Raw genomic sequence first — 17,450 nt, forward strand, 5'->3', positions numbered from 1 at the left:
GTGCGCGTCAGTGAAAGTCAGAGAAAGCGGAGAGTCTTTGGATGTCTGAAGAGTACGAAGTGCATGGACCGCACGACCACGCGGTCGAACACGCCGCGGCGGGCCATGGCGGCCACGGCGAGGGCGATCCGTTCCCGGGCCGCATGGCGGTGATGACGGCCATCCTCGCTTCGATTGGAGCGATCTTTGCCTACCAGAGCGGCAACAGCGAGAACCAGGCGCTCTACTACAAGAACGAAGCGGCGATCCGCAAGACCGAAGCCGCGAATCAATGGGCTTACTATCAGGCGAAGGGCGAGAAGCAGAACCTCGCGGAACTGGGCGCGCAACTCTCCGCGCTAGCGCCGAATTCGGACGCTGCGCAGAAGCGCTTTGCCGCCGACGCCGACCGTTATCGCCAGCAGAAGGAGCCGATCCGCGCCAAGGCGGAGGCGCTCGAAAAAATCGTCGAGCAGGACGATGCGCTCAGCGAGCACGTGCTGCATGGCCATCATCGCTGGGCACAGGCCACGACGCTCATCCAGATCTCGATCGCGCTTACGGCGATTACGCTGCTTACGCGGCGGCGCTGGCTGCTCAATACGTCGGTGGGCGTCGCGATCGTCGGGGTGGGGCTGGGCGCGTTGGCGTTCTTCGGCGGCTGAGCGCTCACCCGCCGCACACGATCGCCGTGAGCAGCAGCGGCACGACCGATTGCACGGTGGCGTCGCTGTTGGTCTCGCGCACGCGTGAGCGCACCTTCTCCGCAGGCGCGGACACCACCACACCGTAGAGCGGCGAGGTGATCTCCTTGCCGGCGCCGCGCTTGAAGAGCGTGTCGTCGCGGTCGTAGCCGAGCACCACGTAAATGGGGAAGCCGAACGCGCTCAGGCGGCTGCCGCGCACCGGGCTGAACGCGTTGACCGAATTCGCTTCGACGCGGCTCGGCTCGGGCTCGATGGATTTTTCGTCAATCAGCGACGAAATGAATGTGTGAGGATCGGACTTGCAGTCGAACTGCTGGTCGTGTGTGGCGGATTGCGTGGCTTGCGCATGCGCGGCCACCGGGACCAGCAGGGCGGCAAAAGCGGCAAGGCCGCTCAGCGCACTCCGCAGCGTGGCGGCCGGGAGCGCGAATATCACGGGAGTGTAGTGCTTGGTCATAGCTACGAGCAGCAATGCCGAGAGAAGACCGGATGACTCCATTCGACAGCCGGACTTCGTTCGTGTTCAAAGCTTACGGCACATAAATTGCGCGGGCCGTGCGCCCGCGCACATCTTCATGCTGGATGGGGGCGGCTAGAGCATTGACTTCGCCTGGCTCAGGATCTTGTCGCAGACCTGCTTCGTGGCCTCCTCCTTGAGGCCGCCGCCCGTGAGGTCGAGCTTCTGTCCGTTGCCGGCCGTGAGGATGCCGCTCGTGCCCTGCGTATAGCCGCTATCCGTCGTGTTCGCGCCGCCGGGCAGCTTGCCGAGCAGCGAATCCTTCACGTTGCTCGCGGCGTCGGCGTTCAGGTAATTGTTCTTGATGCAGTACTGCAGCACGCCGGTGACATTGCCGAGACTGTTCGAGGTGAGCGAGGGTGCCGAAAGCGAGTTGCCGAGGCCGCCCAGATTGCCGAGCGCGCCCTGTGCCGAACCGCTGTTGCTGCCGCCCTGGTTGAGCAGGTTGCCGAGCTGCGCCTGTGCGGCGCCCCAGGGGGCGAGCAGCGCCAGGGTTATGGTGGCCATCAACGCCGAGGCGATGCGCGGCGTGGCGACGCCCGGAACAGACGTTTGCATACACGAATCTCCGTGGTGGTTCAGTGCGCCCTTACTATAGACGGATTCGTTTAGCTGGCTTCGCTACGTGACGCCGCACGAGCGTTCGGTTGGCGGCGGTGCAACCGCTGCGAGGTGCGACCGCCGGGACTCGCCGTGAACGTTTCATGATGCATCTGATGTTTTCATCGCCATGTCATTTGTTGCGGGCACAACGATAGCGCTGCAGGAGCAAATCTGGCGTTCGTCGAGGCGGATGTGTCTTAAGTGGTATGCATGCGTTCGGAATTGCGTAGGGCGGGGATCGTGTGCCAGCTACGCAACGATTGAACCTGTTACAAGTGTATCTGCGCTGTAAAACACTGCGTTTCAGGCCTTTTTCGGCGATCTTTCCGGCTATTCAAGGGTGAGATTGTTTCGAACCGTAACACTTATTACGGCCCTCCTCATCGGCTGGTTTCAGGTGGTATGCTTCCTGCACAATTCTCCCTTGCACGAGTGAGACCACGTGTATTGCGTCAATACAGTGAAAGAACGCACTGCCAGAGTGCGCATCGCGACGCAAATGAACACGTCATACAAGCATATGGTGCAACCGAGCTAGCCAACGCGGGCAACAAGATCCGCAGGCCAGTGCTCCGTCACTGCAGCCCCGGTCCGGCTGCGTGGAGAACAGCATGAATTTCGAAGAACTGAGCGACGACGAGTGGATGCAGGTGTCTTCGCTCGTGTCAGATGAACCTCCAATCAGGCTCAACCGGCGCGGCCGCCCTCGTGCCGAGCCGCGCGTGGTGGCCAATGCCGTCCTGTGGATTCTCACCACCGGTGAGTCGTGGTCGCGTCTGCCCGCGCGTTATCCGTCCGGGCCTACCTGCCGTCGTCGTTTTGAGGAATGGCACAGTAGCGGCACCCTGATCGAGCTGGTCGAGCTGCTCTCGCAGCGCGGCCGCAAGTTCGTTTATGTGCCGCAGCCGGCGCAGGCCGATGCGCAACCCGTTGCAGTCGCAGTCGAGGAAGTCGCCGAGGACGATGGCCAGCCGGCCGTGTTCTGGAAGAGCCCCGAAGCCTGGCAGGCGCCCGCTGCGCTCGCCGACGCGCCGCTTGCCGATCCCATGGAAAGCATGATGCGTCAGCTCGCGGGCGGCGAAGCGGCATTGCCCGTTTCGATCGACGCGCCTGTCGTGTCGGCCGCAACGAGTGCAACGACTGTTGCGAGTGCGACGCGTTCGCAGAACGATGCGCCGTTCGCACCGTTCTCGCCTTCCCGCGTGAGCAAGCCGGTTGCGACTCGCGCGATGCCGCGCGACGCGTCGCATCGCAGCGCGCATCCGGCGGGCGGCGTGGTGCAGGTCGCGGAATGGCGCGGCTATACGATGAGCCTTACCGTGCAGCCCGTGCGCAACCGCATGTTCCGCGGGGCCGTGGAAATTCTCAAGGATGGCAAGCGCATCGAGCGCTCGGGCCTGATCGGGCCGCCGTTCCAGGATCGCGAATCCGCCAGGAATTTCGCCTTCGACTGGGCGCGTGAATGGCTCGATCGCGAAGGCATCGCTGAGTCCGCGTCCGGCGTTTCGTGGCCGGGTTCGCATCCGGCCAAACATGCCGCGTCGAAGAGCGCTGCACCGAGCGCTTCGCAAACGGCGCTGCCCGACGTCGCACCGCACGCGCCCATCCAGGCGCCAGGCGTGACGCGCGGCGATCCGTCCAATGCCGCCGCCGCGCGCGCGTTGCCTCCGGCGGTGCCGGGCAGTGTGCGGCTCGCGCCGCTGCAAGCGCCGGTACAGCGTTACACCGCCACGGGCGCACTGCTCACGGGCAGCGAAGCCAATACGACGTCGTCCGGCACCGCCGAGCGACGCACCGATGGCACGACCGGAACGCGCTACCGCACGCTCTCGCGTTGATCTTGCAAGGCCGCGCGCGTGATGCGCGCGGCCTTCCTGCATGGCCGCTACTGCTTTCTTCACTGCCTGCCGTACTGGTCGTCGAGACGCACGATATCGTCTTCGCCGAGATACGAGCCCGACTGCACCTCGATGATCTCGAGCGGCATCTTGCCCGGATTTTCCAGTCGATGCGACACGCCAAGGGGGATGTACGCTGACTCGTTCTCCGAAACGATGAAGCGTTCTTCCCCACGCGTGACGAGCGCCGTGCCGCGGACGACGACCCAATGCTCGGCGCGATGGTGATGCATCTGCAGCGAGAGACGTGCGCCCGGTTCGACCACGATCCGCTTGACCTGGAAGCGCTCGCCGCTGTCCACGCTGTCGTAGTGACCCCATGGGCGATGCACGAGGCGGTGCGCCACGGCTTCGGTGCGGCGTTCCTGCTTCAGGCGCTGCACGATCTTCTTGACGTCCTGGGCGCGCGAGCGGTCGGCGACGAGCAGGGCGTCCGGGGTCTCCACGACCACGAGGTCCTTCGTGCCGAGGCAGGCCACCAGCCGGCCGTCAGAATGCGCGAAGGTATCGCTGGCGCCTTCGAACATCACGCGGCCGTGCGCGACGTTGCCTTCGTCGTCCTTCGGCGAAACCTGCCAGACGGTGTCCCATGAACCGAGGTCGGTCCAGCCTGCCGTCAGCGGCACGACTACGCCGCTCGCGACCGTCGGGTCGCCGGAGAGCGGTTCCATCACGGCGTAGTCGATCGAGTTCGAAGGCGAACGTGCGAACGCTTCGCTATCCACGCGGAAGAAGTCGCCGTCGGCCTTGCCGTTCTCGATCGATTCCGCGCATGCGGCGTAGATGGCCGGATGGAAATGGCGAATCGCCTTGAGCCAGGTCGATGCGCGCACGATGAAAATGCCGCTGTTCCACCAGTAGCGCTGCGAAGCGACGTACTGCTGCGCCAGTTCGAAATAGGGCTTTTCGACGAAACCGTTCAGACGCCGCGCACCGTTGGGTTCGCCATTCGCGAGCGGCTCGCCCACGTGAATGTAGCCATAGCCCACTTCGGGATGCGTGGGCACGATGCCCATCGTCACGATCTGGCCATTCGCGGCATGACGCACGCCTTCGGCCACGGCGTTCTGGAACGCTTCGAGGTCGGCAAGCGCATGGTCGGCCGGCATCACCACGAGAATGCCGTCTTCGTGCTTTGCCGCCACCGACATCGCGGCGATCGTGAGCGCGGGCGCCGTATCGCGGCCCACGGGCTCGAGAATCAGACGCGCCTGCTTGCCCGCCGCGCGAACCTGGTCGGCGGTGGTGAATCGATGTTCTTCATTGCAGACGATCAGCAATTCCTCTGCGAGCGTCACGCGCTCGGCGAGCGCATCGAGGCGGCCCGCGGTGTTGGCCAGCAGCGACTGCTCGCCAACGAGGTTGATCATCTGCTTCGGATATTGCTCGCGCGACAATGGCCACAACCGCGAGCCCGCGCCGCCCGCTAGCACTACAGGGCACACCTGCAATGCACTGCGCGTTTCGGCACGCGTCTGGGACGCTTTTGCCGATGCCGTAGCGGAACCCGTATCCGTCATCTCGCTCTCCTGTAAAAGGTATCGGTGATGCGATTTGTAGCATGCTTAAAATCGTCATAAATCGAGTCGTAAAGAAGAAAACGGAAAATATTCGAATTAAATTTAAATCATGCTTCCGTCACAACGGAATTCAGATAAAAAATTCAATAAAAATTCCGTTGCAGGTCGCCGCAATTTCTTGTCGGAACCCAAATTCAGGCGTCATGGCAGGAAAAATCTGCCGGAATGACCGGGTTGTGAACCAATGCAGGCGTGTGTTCCGGTAATCTTTGCCGACAAAAGCCGCGAAAAAATGGCCCGCAAGGGCCGAAACAATTGGAGATACTTTTAAGGCTTGCGGCCAGAATTTTTATCGCGCCTTATTAGGGTTTATTCGGATCAGAATTCGCGACGCCAGACGTTTTTTTGTGGCGACGCAGTCCCAGAAACTTTTGAAGCGACCGGCCATGATTTGCAGTGCGTGGCCGCGATTCATTTTTTAAACCCGAGGTGCCGGACATGCTCAGCGTTCTAGCCAGAATTTTCGACGTTGCCGCCATCGCCGCTGGAGCGCTGCTCGCGGCCGCCTTGCACCGTGGCCAGCTCGTGCCGCTCACCGACGCGGAGAGCGTGGCGCTCGCGTTCAACTGCGTGCTCGCGATCTGGATGTTCCCGGCATTCGGCATCTACAAGTCGTGGCGCGGCAAGTCGCTCTACGCCCTCTTTGCCCGCGTGTGCGCCGCCTGGCTCGCCGTGGAGGGCACGGGCATCCTGCTGAGCTTCAGCCTGCACCGCGCCGATTCGCTCTCGCGCCTGTGGCTCGCGTACTGGGTCGTCGCCTCGGTAGCGCTCCTGATCCTCTCGAAGGCGCTCGTGCACATGGTGCTGCGTGGCATTCGCCGCGAGGGCTACAACCAGAAGGCCGTGGCGGTGGTGGGCGGTCCGCGCTACGGCCGCTTCCTGATCGAACACATGCGCTTTCACCCGGAAGCGGGCTTTCACCCGGCGCTCGTGTTCGACGAGGACAGCGACGCCGATGGCGCCGCCGCAATCGACGGCGTGCCCGTGGAGCGCAACCTGCAGGCGATGCTCGAATTCGTGCGCAAGAACGAGGTGCGCGAGCTGTGGCTCGCCTTGCCGATCACCAAGGAGCGCACGATCCATCGCATCGTCACGGCCTTGCGCAACGACTTCGTGAACATTCGCTTCATTCCGGACGTGCGCAGCCTGTCTTTCTTCAGCCAGCCCGTGGTCGATCTGCTCGGCGTGCCGGCCATCAATCTCGCGGCCTCGCCGGTCACGGATCTGCGCGTGCTGCCCAAGCGCGTGTTCGACATCGTGTTCGCGGGCGGCGTGCTGGTCGCGCTCGCGCCGCTGCTGGCCGTGATTGCGCTTGCCGTGAAGCTCACGTCGAAGGGCCCGGTGTTCTTCAAGCAGCGCCGCAAGGGGCTGGATGGCAACGAGTTCGAAATCTACAAGTTCCGCTCGATGAAGGTCCATGCGGAAGTCGCGGGGCAGATCACCCAGGCGCGCCGCAACGATCCACGTGTGACGCGCGTGGGCGCGTTCCTGCGCCGCACGAGCCTCGACGAGCTGCCGCAGTTCATCAACGTGCTCAAGGGCGAGATGTCGGTGGTGGGTCCGCGTCCGCACGCACTGGCCCACGACGACATCTACAAGGACCTCGTGCGCGGCTACATGGCGCGCTATCGCATCAAGCCGGGCATCACGGGCTGGGCGCAGGTCAACGGCTTTCGCGGCGAAACCGATCGCGTGGAAAAGATGCGCGACCGCGTGCGCTTCGATCTGCACTACATGCAGCACTGGAGCTTCGCGCTCGACCTGCGCATCGTGGCGATGACCATGTGGAAGGGCTTCGCAGGCCAGAACGCATATTGAGGCGAAGCGAGTGCGCGCGATGCAAATGTGCGCAACGTTTCGTGTGACATGAAGAATCAATCACTTTTGAGGTGGGCATGAATCTGACGATCATTGGCAGCGGTTATGTGGGTCTCGTGACGGGCGCCTGTCTTGCCGACATTGGCAACGACGTGTTTTGCCTCGACGTCGACGAACGCAAGATCGACCTGCTCAATCAGGGCATCGTGCCGATCCACGAGCCGGGCCTGAAGGAAATCATCGAGCGCAATGTGCGCGCGCGCCGGCTGAAGTTCTCGACCGACGTGGAAGCGGCGGTCGCGCACGGCGACGTGCAGTTCATCGCCGTCGGCACGCCGCCCGACGAAGACGGCTCCGCCGACCTGCAATACGTGCTGGCGGCCGCGCGCAACATCGGCCGCCACATGACCGGTTTCAAGGTGGTAGTGGACAAGTCCACGGTGCCGGTGGGCACGGCTGCGCTCGTGCACGACGCGATCGCCTCCGAACTGCGCAAGCGCGGCGAGAGCCACATGTTCTCGGTGGTCTCGAACCCGGAGTTCCTCAAGGAAGGCGCGGCAGTCGAGGACTTCGCGCGGCCCGACCGCATCGTGCTCGGCTGCAACGACGACGTGCCGGGCGAGCGCGCGAAAGAGGTCATGAAGCGCCTGTATGCGCCGTTCAACCGCAATCACGAGCGCACGCTGTACATGGACGTGCATTCGGCCGAATTCACCAAGTACGCGGCCAACGCCATGCTCGCCACGCGCATTTCGTTCATGAACGAACTCGCGAATCTCGCCGACCGCGTCGGCGCCGATATCGAGGCCGTACGCCGCGGCGTGGGCTCGGACCCGCGCATCGGCTACGACTTTCTCTATGCGGGCTGCGGTTATGGCGGCTCGTGCTTCCCGAAAGATGTGAAGGCGCTCATGCGCACTGCCGAGGATTTCGGCGAGCCGCTGCAGATCCTGCGTGCCGTGGAGTCCGTCAATGAAGCGCAGAAGCAGGTGCTCGCCCAGAAGATCGTTACGCGCTTCGGCTCCGACCTCACCGGCCGCACGTTCGGCGTCTGGGGGCTCGCGTTCAAGCCGAACACCGACGACATGCGCGAGGCGCCGAGCCGCACGCTCATCGCCGAACTGCTCGCGCGCGGCGCCACGGTCAAGGCTTACGACCCGGTTGCGACCGCCGAGGCGCAGCGTGTACTCGCGCTTGATCTCGCGCACGCGCCGGAACATCAGGCGCGGCTGTCGTTCGTGAACGACGCGATGGAAGCCGCGAGCGAAGCGGATGCCGTGGTGGTCGCCACCGAATGGAAGGTGTTCAAGGCGCCCGATTTCGAAACGCTGAAGTCGCAGCTGAAGATGCCGATCGTGTTCGACGGCCGCAATCTCTACGAGCCGTCCGCGCTGCAGGAACTCGGCATCGAGTACCACGCCGTGGGCCGTGCGAGCGCGACGCAGGCAAGCCGCGCGCGCGCCGAAACCGCCGCAACGCAGGCAGTGGCCTGAGCGGTGCCGGGCTTCGTGCTTAGCGCCATGTAAAGGAAGGGAGTCACGCGATCATGATCAAGAACGTGCTCATCGTCTGCCACGCCAACGTCTGCCGCTCGCCGGCGGCGGAACAGCTCTTTCGCGAGCGTCTGAGCGAACAGACAGGCTCACGGCCGGATTCGTTTCAATCGGCGGGCCTGCGTGCGCGCGATGGCGACGACATGGACCCCGTGATGCAGTGGCTCCTTGCCGAGCGCGGCGTGAAGGTCGGCGGGCACCAGTCGCGCCGCCTCACCAGCCGCCTCGTGCGCTCCGCAGACCTCGTGCTCGTGACCGAGCGCCGCCAGGTCGCCGCGGTCGAGCGCATTGAACCCACCGCGCGCGGCAAGGTGTACGCGCTCGGTAATTGGGAAAACTCTGATGTCAGCGATCCGCATGGACTCCATGAGTCCGCGTATCGCCAGAGTCTTGAATTGATGGATCGTATGGTTAAGGGATGGTTGAGCCGAATATGCCAATGACAAAACTGAAACTGACGGCGGTGGTCGCGTTGAGCGTCTTCGTTTCCGCGTGCGCGACGGCGCCCGGCAATTATCTCGACACGTCGAGCCTGAAGGAACAGCCGAACAACCAGCCGCAGCAGCAATTCAACGTGACGCTCATCACGCAGCAAGTCGTGCTGCAGCAGGCGCAAGCGGCCGCAGCCCAGCCGAAGGCGCCGCTGCCGCCCTCGAAGTTCTCGAGCGCTGCCGACTACACGTATCACATCGCGCCGCAGGACATTCTTGGCGTGACCGTGTTCGATCACCCCGAGCTGTCGACGCCGCAGGGCTCGACGTTCTCCACGGGCGGCAACACGACGCAGACGGTGGGTCAGGCGCTCACGCAGCCGTATACCAACGCGCTGCCGGGCCAGGCCGACCCGTACGGACAGACCGTGGCCAAGGACGGCACGATCTTCTTCCCGTTCGTGGGCCGCATCATGGCCGCGGGCAAGACGCCCGGCCAGATCCGCGACCAGCTCGCGTCCGGCCTCGGCCCCTATGTGAAGAACCCGCAGGTGGACGTGCGCGTGCTCGCGTACCGCAGCCAGAAGGTGCAGATCACGGGCGACGTGAAGACGCCGGGCCCGCTCTCGATGAGCGACGTGCCGCTCACGCTGGTGGACGCCATCACGCGCTCGGGTGGCACGACCGACAACGCCGACATCAACCGCGTGCGCCTCACGCGCAACGGCAAGCTGTACATCCTCGATGCGAACCGCATGCTCGACGGCGGCGATTCGACTCAGAACGTGCTGCTGCAGGACGGCGACGTCATCAATATTCCGGATCGTTCGGACAGCAGAATTTTCGTGATGGGCGAAGTGAAGACGCCGCTGCAGACGAACCTGATTCGCGGCGACCTCACGATCGCCGACGCGCTCACCCAGGCGGGCGGCATTCTCGATACCGACGCGAACCCGCGCCAGATCTTCGTGATGCGCGGCATGAAGGACAACCCAACGCAGCCAGAGATCTATCGTCTCGACATGACCAAGCCCGACGCGATCATGCTTTCGTCGCAGTTCCAGCTCAAGCCGCTGGATGTGGTGTACGTGGGCACGGCCGCTTCGACGACCTTCAACCGTGTGTTGCAGCAGGTGCTGCCGACCATCCAGACCGTCTTCTATCTGAAGCAGATCGCGAAGTAAGCACGTGATCGAAAAGCTTCGAAAGAGGACCCAGGAGCAACACCTAAACAACGGGATTGAATCGTGACCATACAAGCCAATAGCCAGGCGGCCCCGGCGGCCCGCACCGAGGAAGAGGACGTCGTCCTCGGCCAGTTGCTGCGCGTCATCATCGACGACATCGGCTGGCTCATCGCGATCGCGGCGGCGGTGATCGCCATGGCCGTGTTCTACTGCTTCATCGCCAAGCCGGTCTATACGGCCGACACCCAGGTTCGCGTGGAGCCTTCCGACTACACGTCGCAGGCCCTCACGCAAACGCAAACCGGCGCGAACATCAGCTCCGGATCGTCGACGGGCAGTCTGCCCACCGACGCCGAGATCCAGATGATCAAGAGCCGCAGCGTCGTCGAGCCGGTGGTGAAGCAGTTCAAGCTGAACACCACCGTCACGCCGGTCATGCTGCCGCTGATCGGCAGCCTGTCCGCGCGTCTCGCGACACCGGGCACGCCGGCGCGTCCGTGGTTCGGGTTGAGCAACTGGCTCAGCAATTTCGCGTGGGGCGGCGAAGTCATCAACATCGACTCGATCGAGGTTACGCCCGAGCTCGAAGGCAAGAAGCTCACGCTCACCGCGCTCGACAACGACCGCTACGTGGTTTCGACCCCGGACGGCGCGCGCCTGCTCGAAGGCGCCGTCGGCCAGGTCGAGCAGGGCGGCGGCGTCAAGCTGCTCGTCAACAAGCTCGTTGCGCGTCCTGGCACCCGCTTCAAGGTCGTGCGCCTGAACGACCTCGACGCGATCAGCGGTTTCCAGAACGCGATCCAGGTTCAGGAGCAGGGCAAGCAAACGGGCGTGATCGACATCTCGCTCGAAGACAACGACCCCGAGCACGCGGCAGCAATCGCCAACGCGGTGGCGCAGTCGTACCTGCGCGAGCACGTGGCGACCAAGCAGGCCGACGCGAGCAAGATGCTCGACTTCCTGCGCAGCGAACAGCCGCGCCTGAAGTCGGACCTCGAGAACGCCGAAGCGGCGCTCACGGCTTATCAAAGCAAGTCGGGCTCGATCAACGCGAGCGACGAAGCGAAGATCTATCTCGACGGCAGCGTGCAGTACGAGCAGCAGATTTCGGCGCTGCAACTGCAGATCGCCTCGCTCCAGCAGCGCTTCGGCGACCAGCACCCGGTGCTGATCGCGGCGCGCCAGCAGCTCGCGCAACTGCAGGGCGAGCGCGCGAAGTACGACACGAAGTTCCGCGACTTGCCGGCCACGGAAGTGAAGGCCGTGCAGCTGCAGCGTGACGCGAAGGTGGCCGAGGACATCTACGTGCTGCTGCTCAACCGCATCCAGGAACTTTCGGTGCAGCGCGTGGGCACGGGCGGCAACGTGCATATCGTCGATCCGGCCCTGCGCCCCGGCAATCCGTCGAAGCCCAAGAAGCTGCTGATCGTCTCGGCGGCGTCGCTGCTCGGCATCATTCTCGGCACGGGATTCGTGCTCATGCGCCGCAACATGTTCAAGGGCATCGTCGATCCGGACCAGATCGAGCGCTCGTTCCAGCTGCCGGTGTACGGTCTCGTGCCGCTTTCGCCGGAGCAGCTGGCGCTCGAAAAGCGGGCCCCGGTGCGCGGCGGCACGCGTCTGCGTGAAGTGCTCGCGAACTCGCGCCCGAAGGACCTCACGGTCGAAAGCCTGCGTAGCCTGCGCACCTCGCTGCAGTTCAGCGTGATGGACGCGCGCAATCGCGTCGTCATGCTGACGGGTTCGGTGCCGGGCGTGGGCAAGAGCTTCCTCACCGCGAACCTCGCCGTGCTGCTCGCCCATTCGGGCAAGCGCGTGCTGATGATCGACGGCGACATGCGCCGCGGCGCGCTCGAACGCCATCTGGGCGGCCCCCAGGAAAACGGCTTCTCCGAGCTGCTCTCGGGGCAGATTTCGCTGGACGAGGCGATTCGCGCGACCGAAGTGGACAACCTGCACTTCATGTCGTGCGGCCGCCGTCCGCCCAATCCTTCCGAGCTGCTGATGTCGCCGCGTCTGGGCCAGTACCTCGAAGGCCTGTCGAACCGCTACGACGTGCTGCTCATCGACACGCCGCCGGTGCTCGCCGTGACCGATGCCGCCATCATCGGCGGCCATGCGGGCTCGACGTTCCTCGTGCTGCGCTCGGGCATGCACACCGAAGGCGAAATCGCCGACGCGCTCAAGCGTCTGCGCAATGCCGGCGTGCGCGTGCAGGGCGGCGTGTTCAACGGCGTCCCGGCGCGTACGCGCGGCAACTACGGCTATGGCTACGCGAACGTGCGCGAGTATCTCAGCGCATGACGCAGGTGGCCCCATCAAGCACAGCAAAGGAGAACTCGCGATGAAAGTGACCGTGCTCGTGCCGACCTATCGGCGTCCTGACGATCTGTCGCGCTGTCTTTCGGCGCTGCTGCGCCAGCAGCGCGCGCCCGACGAGATCGTGGTGGTGGCGCGTGCCGACGACGAGGCGACGCACGCGTGCCTCGCCGAACACGTCACGCCCCGCGTGCTCAACGTGGAAGTGGCCATCGTCGAGGAGCCGGGGCAGGTGGCGGCGCTCAATCGCGGCATCGAGGCCGCGACGGGCGACGTGATCGCGATTACCGACGACGACGCCGCGCCGCGCGCCGACTGGGTCGCGCGCATTGCGGTGGCCTTCGAGGCCGACCCGAAGCTCGGGGCGCTGGGCGGCCGCGACTGGGTGCATGAAGGCGGCCGCGTGATCGACGGCGAGCGCACGCTGGTTGGCAAGCTGCAGCGCTCGGGCCGCATCATCGGCAACCATCATCTGGGCGCGGGCGGTGCGCGCGAAGTCGATCTGCTCAAGGGTGCGAACATGAGCTATCGACGCGCGGCGATCGGCGACCTGCGCTTCGACCGGCGCCTGCGCGGCACCGGCGCGCAAACGCACAACGACATGGCGTTCAGCCTGAGCGTGAAGCGCGCGGGCTGGAAGCTCGTCTACGACCCGCTCGTGGCCGTCGACCATTACCCCGCGCCGCGCCCGGGCGAAGACCCCCGCAACGCGCAGACGCTCGCCTCGATCCGCAACGCCGCCTACAACCTGCATCTGATCCTGCTCGGCCATCTCACGCCGCTGCGCCGCGAAACCGCCTGGTGGTGGTACGCGCTCGTCGGCACGCGCGTGTATCCGGGCCTCGTGCACACGGGCCTGAGCGCCGTGCGCGGCGATTCCGCGGGCGCGGCGTTCGCACGCTGGCGCGCGGTGCGCGGCGGCGCACGAGAGGCGCGCCGCGCGCTCGTTTGACTGGCGCGGCCAACGACTACAGGGAGGACCCCGAATGAGCAGTACGCAAGTCCACGTCCACCTTTTCTATGGCGCCGATCCGCGCCGCTATCGCAAAGGCGAGAACATCGGCAGCCTGTATGGCTACCACCACGCGGAATCTGCGGAATTCGCCCTCAATTACGCGCAGGACGCGAGCGAAAGCACGCCCATGCGCTTCATGCGGCGTGCGCTGAAGGCCGCGGCCGGTTTCGACTTCATTCACGCGTGGCGCAATCGCCGCGCCATTCTGCAGTCCGACGTCATCTGGACGCACACCGAGCAGGAGCATCTGGCTGTGGCGCTGGTGCTGCTGATGAACGCGAAGAAGGGCGGCGCGCGCCCGCTGCTGCTCGCACAAAGCGTGTGGCTGCTCGACCGTTGGCCCGGCTACGGCGCGCTGCGCCGTGCGATCTACAAGCGGCTGCTCAAGCGTGCCGATCTGCTCACCACCCTCGCGAGCGAGAATGCCGCGCTGTGCGGCGAGTACTTCGGGCGCGAGGCGCGTCACGTGCTCTATGGGCTCAATACCAGCGATTTTCCGCTGCGTCCGCCTGCGCAGTGGACGCCGCATACGCCCGTGCGCGTGGCCGCGATCGGCAACGACCGCGACCGCGACTGGACCACGCTCGTCAGCGCGCTCGGCAACGATTCGCGCTACCAGGTACGTATCGCCACGCGCCGGCGCATGCCAGCATCGGCGCGCGCGGACAACGTCGAGATCGTGCGCGTTTCCGGCATCAAGCAACAGCACGCGCTGTATGACTGGGCGGACATCATCGTCGTGCCGCTGCGTCCCAACACGCATGCTTCGGGCATCACGGTGATGCTGGAAGCCGCGGCGCTCGGCAAGCCGATGATCGCGACGAAGGTCGGTGCGCTCGAAGATTACTTCGACGACAAGGCCGCCTCGTACGTCGAGCCGTTCAACGCCGAGCAACTGCGCGACGCGGCGAATGCGCTCGTGGCCGACCCGGCGCGGGCGCTCGCCCAGGCGCGCGAGGCCTGCGAGCAGCTGCGCACGCGCGATCTCACGACTGAGCACTTCGCGCGGCAGCACGCGCAGCTCACGCGCGAGATGCTGCACGAGCGCGACGCGCGCAACGGCGAGTCGATCGCGAGCGAACCCCAAGGCCGGGGCGTCGCCGCGCGCGGGATGTGATCATGGACGTCACGACCGCTATCCCCGCACCCGCGCCGGCGAGCCAGCCGGGCCGCCGCCGCGGCGGCCTGCGCAGCCTGCTCGGCCGCGATACGCTGCCGCCGCTCGCCTTATGGGTATTCACGGTGCTGCTGATCGGCGCGCACCAGGGCACCGTGCTGACGCTGGCGTTTCCCGTGCTGTCGATCGCGGTGGGATTCTGGCTCTACTTCGTGAACCCGGTGCGCTATATCGGCTTCATGTGGTGGTTGTGGTTCCTGAGCCCCGAAGTGCGGCGCCTCGCCGACTACGGCAAGGGCGGCTTCACGCCCACCAGCCTCATTCAGGTCGCGCCGCTCGCCGTCACGATGATCAGCGGGATTTCGCTGCTGCGCTACTACCCGATCCTCGGGCAGCGGCGCGGTCTGCCGCTCCTGCTCGCGCTGCTCGGCATCGGCTATGGGTTCGTGGTGGGCGTGGTGGGCAGCGGCCCGGCCGCGGCGGTCTATGACCTTGCCAACTGGATCTATCCGTTCCTGATCGGCTTTCACATCATGGTGCTCACGCGCCAGTATCCCGAGTGCAGCAAGACCATCATCAACACCTTCATCTACGGCATGCTCGTGATGGGCGCGTATGGTCTCGTGCAGTTCTTCATCATGCCGCCATGGGATGCGATGTGGATGATCGGCTCGGACATGAACTCGCAGGGCGACCCCGTGCCGCTCGGCGTGCGTGTGTTCAGCACGATGAACTCGTCGGGCCCGTTCGCGTTCGCGATGATGGGCGCGATGGTGTTCGTGATGGCCGCGAAGCATCGGGTGCGCTGGATCGCGGCGGCGTTCGGCTTCTTCTCGTTCGCGCTCTCGCTCGTGCGCTCCACCTGGGGCGGCTGGGCAATCGCCATGGTGATCCAGCTGATGAAGTCGAGCAACAAGGTGCGCATTCGCATCATCGTCAGCGCGATCGTGCTGGCGGGCGTGTGCGTGCCGCTGCTCACGTTCGGTCCCGTGGCGGACCGCATGCAGCAGCGTCTGAATACGCTCGTGAACCTGAAGGACGACCAGAGCTACGAGGCGCGTAACCAGTTCTATGCCGACTTCGCGAAGAAGGCCTTCACCGACGTGACGGGCGAGGGTCTCGGCGCCACCGGCGCATCGACCAAGCTCTCGAGCAACAACGGCCAGCTCGGCCAATACGGCAGCTTCGACAGCGGCGTGATGAACATTCCGTTCGTGCTGGGCTGGCCCGGCACGCTGCTCTACATGTCGGGCGTGCTGTGGCTGCTCGTGCGCGCGGTGCGCGTGTCGATGCGTTTTCCCGAGGACCGCTACGTGTGCGCGTGCCTGAGCCTCGCGATATCGATCTTCGCCATGCTCGTATTCACCAACTCGCTCGTGGGTACCGGCGGCCTGCTGCTCTTTTCGAGCGTGTTTTCCATTCTCAGCGCGGGGCATTGGGCGAAGCTGCAACGCCGGGCCCCTACCACGGAGGTCTCCGATTGAGAGTCGCAATCGTCACGCATGTCGTGCGCCACAATGACGGCCAGGGCCGCGTCAATCATGAAATCGCGCGCGCCGCGCTCGACGAGGGGTTCGAGGTGACGCTGGTCGCCTCGCATGTCGCGCCCGAGCTGCTTGCCCACCCCAAGGTGAAATGGGTGAATGTGCAACCTTCGCGCGCGTGGCCCACCAACCTGCTGCGCCAGCAGGTATTCGCGGTGAAGAGCGCGCTGTGGCTGCGCCGCAACCGGCGCGCATACGATGTGCTCCATGTGAACGGCTTCATCACCTGGGCGCACGCCGACGTCAACACCGCGCACTTCGTGCACGGCGGCTGGGCGCGCAGCAAGTACTACCCGTTCGGTCTCACGCGCGGCGTGTGGTCCGCTTACCAGTTCGTCTACACGCGCGCCAATGCGGTGCTGGAGCGCTGGGCGTATCGGCGCTCGCGCGTGATCGCGGCCGTTTCGCGCAAGGTCGCCGACGAGATTCGCGCGTCGGGCGGCAACCCCGTGGAGCGGCTCGACGTGATCTACAACGGCGTCGATACGCGCGGCTTCTCGGCCGCGAGCGCGGACCGCGCGAAGTTCTCGCTGCCCGCCGACGCGTTCCTGCTGCTCTTCGTGGGCGATCTGCGCACGCCGCGCAAGAACCTCGGCACGGTGCTGCACGCCATGAAGCAGATGCCCGACAACGTGCATCTGGCCGTGGCGGGCTACCTGCCGGGCAGCCCGTATCCCGACCTCGCACGCGAGCTGGGCATCGAGTCGCGGGTGCATTTTCTCGGCCTCGTGCGCGAGATGCCCACGCTCATGCGCTCCGTCGATACCTACGTATTTCCTTCGCGATACGAAGCAATGAGCCTCTCGCTGCTCGAAGCGATGGCGGCGGGCTTGCCCGTCGTCACCGCGCGTACGGCAGGCGGCGCCGAAATCATCACGCCCGATTGCGGCATCGTGCTCGAAGATCCCGACGACGTGCCGGCGCTCGCCAACGCCGTGAAGACGCTCGCCAGCGACACGCCGCGCCGGCTCGCGATGGGCGAGGCGGCGGCGGAACTGGCCACGCAGTTCGGCTGGGCGCGCATGGCCGCGCAGTACATCGCGCTCTACCGGCAACTGGCCGGCGACGCGAGCGAGGCCGTACGCCGCGAAGAACCCGCGTTCGCTGCTGCGACGCTGCCGGGCGGTCAAACGCTCCAGCGCGCAGAGACCCCCCGATAACCGCATACGTGCAGAATAAGGA

The 17,450-nt window shown here is 65.1% G+C and carries 14 protein-coding genes; 11 read left to right on the forward strand and 3 right to left on the reverse strand.

What is annotated here, in order from left to right; genetic code table 11:
- Positions 1 to 41 precede the first annotated feature (41 nt).
- Entirely contained in the window at positions 42 to 644 is a 603-nt protein-coding gene (locus AB4Y36_RS31845; RefSeq protein WP_069266055.1) for a DUF4337 domain-containing protein, read from the forward strand.
- 4 nt (positions 645 to 648) lie between these two features.
- Here the strand turns inward: AB4Y36_RS31845 and AB4Y36_RS31850 are convergent, their stop codons facing one another.
- Both AB4Y36_RS31850 and AB4Y36_RS31855 read right to left on the reverse strand, forming a co-directional pair.
- Complete coding sequence (locus AB4Y36_RS31850; protein WP_256094817.1) at positions 649 to 1,185, reverse strand: hypothetical protein; 537 nt, start codon at positions 1,183 to 1,185, stop codon at positions 649 to 651.
- 93 nt (positions 1,186 to 1,278) lie between these two features.
- Positions 1,279 to 1,710, reverse strand: a complete 432-nt coding sequence (locus AB4Y36_RS31855; RefSeq protein ID WP_368606636.1) for a DUF2501 domain-containing protein — start codon at positions 1,708 to 1,710, stop codon at positions 1,279 to 1,281.
- Between the two features lie 707 nt (positions 1,711 to 2,417).
- Here AB4Y36_RS31855 and AB4Y36_RS31860 point away from each other — a divergent pair.
- Entirely contained in the window at positions 2,418 to 3,644 is a 1,227-nt protein-coding gene (locus tag AB4Y36_RS31860; protein WP_069266053.1) for a transposase, read from the forward strand.
- Between the two features lie 59 nt (positions 3,645 to 3,703).
- Here AB4Y36_RS31860 and AB4Y36_RS31865 read toward each other — a convergent pair whose 3' ends face one another.
- Positions 3,704 to 5,224: a mannose-1-phosphate guanylyltransferase/mannose-6-phosphate isomerase gene (locus AB4Y36_RS31865; protein ID WP_342947150.1), complete on the reverse strand. Its 1,521-nt coding sequence runs from the start codon at positions 5,222 to 5,224 to the stop codon at positions 3,704 to 3,706.
- Positions 5,225 to 5,722: 498 nt separating this feature from the next.
- On the opposite strand from AB4Y36_RS31865, the gene AB4Y36_RS31870 reads away from it, so the two are divergent.
- From AB4Y36_RS31870 to AB4Y36_RS31910, 9 genes are all read left to right on the forward strand, one after another.
- The gene (locus AB4Y36_RS31870) at positions 5,723 to 7,102 is read left to right on the forward strand and encodes an undecaprenyl-phosphate glucose phosphotransferase (RefSeq protein ID WP_069266051.1); all 1,380 of its coding nucleotides are present in this window, start codon (positions 5,723 to 5,725) and stop codon (positions 7,100 to 7,102) included.
- Positions 7,103 to 7,179: 77 nt separating this feature from the next.
- Entirely contained in the window at positions 7,180 to 8,595 is a 1,416-nt protein-coding gene (locus AB4Y36_RS31875) for a UDP-glucose/GDP-mannose dehydrogenase family protein (protein ID WP_069266050.1), read from the forward strand.
- 53 nt (positions 8,596 to 8,648) lie between these two features.
- Positions 8,649 to 9,098 (forward strand): exopolysaccharide biosynthesis protein, encoded by a 450-nt coding sequence (locus AB4Y36_RS31880; protein ID WP_069266049.1) that lies wholly within the window; start codon positions 8,649 to 8,651, stop codon positions 9,096 to 9,098.
- Positions 9,095 to 10,270 carry a polysaccharide biosynthesis/export family protein gene (locus tag AB4Y36_RS31885; protein ID WP_133180213.1) on the forward strand — a complete coding sequence of 392 codons (1,176 nt, stop codon included), beginning with the start codon at positions 9,095 to 9,097 and terminating at the stop codon, positions 10,268 to 10,270. Before AB4Y36_RS31880 ends, AB4Y36_RS31885 begins: the two co-directional genes overlap by 4 nt.
- Before the next feature lie 60 nt (positions 10,271 to 10,330).
- Complete coding sequence (locus tag AB4Y36_RS31890) at positions 10,331 to 12,577, forward strand: polysaccharide biosynthesis tyrosine autokinase (RefSeq protein ID WP_342947192.1); 2,247 nt, start codon at positions 10,331 to 10,333, stop codon at positions 12,575 to 12,577.
- Between the two features lie 40 nt (positions 12,578 to 12,617).
- Positions 12,618 to 13,544: a glycosyltransferase family 2 protein gene (locus AB4Y36_RS31895; RefSeq protein ID WP_368685118.1), complete on the forward strand. Its 927-nt coding sequence runs from the start codon at positions 12,618 to 12,620 to the stop codon at positions 13,542 to 13,544.
- A 34-nt stretch (positions 13,545 to 13,578) separates the two neighbouring features.
- Positions 13,579 to 14,724 (forward strand): glycosyltransferase, encoded by a 1,146-nt coding sequence (locus tag AB4Y36_RS31900; protein ID WP_342947153.1) that lies wholly within the window; start codon positions 13,579 to 13,581, stop codon positions 14,722 to 14,724.
- A gap of 2 nt (positions 14,725 to 14,726) precedes the next feature.
- The gene (locus tag AB4Y36_RS31905; RefSeq protein WP_368685119.1) at positions 14,727 to 16,208 is read left to right on the forward strand and encodes a glucose-6-phosphate isomerase; all 1,482 of its coding nucleotides are present in this window, start codon (positions 14,727 to 14,729) and stop codon (positions 16,206 to 16,208) included.
- The gene (locus AB4Y36_RS31910) at positions 16,205 to 17,428 is read left to right on the forward strand and encodes a glycosyltransferase family 4 protein (protein WP_368685120.1); all 1,224 of its coding nucleotides are present in this window, start codon (positions 16,205 to 16,207) and stop codon (positions 17,426 to 17,428) included. Before AB4Y36_RS31905 ends, AB4Y36_RS31910 begins: the two co-directional genes overlap by 4 nt.
- Positions 17,429 to 17,450: the final 22 nt, after the last annotated feature.

The sequence above is a fragment of the Paraburkholderia sp. BR10936 genome (assembly GCF_040965735.1).
Lineage (GTDB): Bacteria > Pseudomonadota > Gammaproteobacteria > Burkholderiales > Burkholderiaceae > Paraburkholderia > Paraburkholderia nodosa_A.

Excerpts from the sequence above, each read along its gene's own strand:
- AB4Y36_RS31870 (WP_069266051.1), top strand. The coding sequence starts at position 5,723 with ATGCTCAGCGTTCTAGCCAGAATTTTCGACGTTGCCGCCATCGCCGCT.
- AB4Y36_RS31875 (WP_069266050.1), top strand. The coding sequence starts at position 7,180 with ATGAATCTGACGATCATTGGCAGCGGTTATGTGGGTCTCGTGACGGGC.
- AB4Y36_RS31880 (WP_069266049.1), top strand. The coding sequence starts at position 8,649 with ATGATCAAGAACGTGCTCATCGTCTGCCACGCCAACGTCTGCCGCTCG.
- AB4Y36_RS31855 (WP_368606636.1), bottom strand. The coding sequence starts at position 1,710 with ATGGCCACCATAACCCTGGCGCTGCTCGCCCCCTGGGGCGCCGCACAG.
- AB4Y36_RS31850 (WP_256094817.1), bottom strand. The coding sequence starts at position 1,185 with ATGGAGTCATCCGGTCTTCTCTCGGCATTGCTGCTCGTAGCTATGACC.
- AB4Y36_RS31845 (WP_069266055.1), top strand. The coding sequence starts at position 42 with ATGTCTGAAGAGTACGAAGTGCATGGACCGCACGACCACGCGGTCGAA.
- AB4Y36_RS31885 (WP_133180213.1), top strand. The coding sequence starts at position 9,095 with ATGACAAAACTGAAACTGACGGCGGTGGTCGCGTTGAGCGTCTTCGTT.
- AB4Y36_RS31895 (WP_368685118.1), top strand. The coding sequence starts at position 12,618 with ATGAAAGTGACCGTGCTCGTGCCGACCTATCGGCGTCCTGACGATCTG.
- AB4Y36_RS31860 (WP_069266053.1), top strand. The coding sequence starts at position 2,418 with ATGAATTTCGAAGAACTGAGCGACGACGAGTGGATGCAGGTGTCTTCG.
- AB4Y36_RS31865 (WP_342947150.1), bottom strand. The coding sequence starts at position 5,224 with ATGACGGATACGGGTTCCGCTACGGCATCGGCAAAAGCGTCCCAGACG.
- AB4Y36_RS31900 (WP_342947153.1), top strand. The coding sequence starts at position 13,579 with ATGAGCAGTACGCAAGTCCACGTCCACCTTTTCTATGGCGCCGATCCG.
- AB4Y36_RS31905 (WP_368685119.1), top strand. The coding sequence starts at position 14,727 with ATGGACGTCACGACCGCTATCCCCGCACCCGCGCCGGCGAGCCAGCCG.